Here is a 565-nt window from a genome sequence, read left to right on the forward strand (position 1 = left end):
ATCGTATACAGAGCTACATCCGGGAGTTAGAGTCTGCATATATAAGAGTGGAAGAATTGACGTTGGCTAATGAAAGGCAGCGTATGGCAAGAGATTTACATGATACGTTAGCGCAAGGTGTAGCGAGCTTAATTATGCAATTGGAAGCAATAGATGCCCATATGCAAAAAGGGAATATAGGAAGATCTCAAGAGATTATGAAACAAACTATGATAAGGGCGAGACAAACTTTACATGATGCAAGGTTGGTTATTGATGATTTGCGTCATACTACCAATTCATTTAATGAAGCAGTAGTGGAAGAAGTTCAACGTTTTTCTGAGGCTACGTCTATACATGTGAGATTTACTATTCAAAGCCCCCCGCATATTTCAAGCGTAGTAAAGGAGCACTGTTTATATGTAATTAGTGAATGTTTAACGAATATCGCAAAACATTCACAGGCAACAGATGTTAATCTAAAAGTTGAATATACCGATGATCTTGAAAAACTTATTATTGAAGTTGAAGATAATGGAATTGGGTTTGACACTGGGTATATCGGTAAGAATCCTGGACATTATGG

At 37.2% G+C, this 565-nt stretch carries 1 protein-coding gene; it reads left to right on the forward strand.

Features of this window, described 5'->3' with window-relative positions; translation table 11 throughout:
* Positions 1-565: sensor histidine kinase (locus AC1DJR_RS32920; RefSeq protein ID WP_477004559.1), on the forward strand; the 565-nt coding region annotated here is incomplete at both ends.

The organism is Bacillus sp. 05T31 (assembly GCF_056396725.1).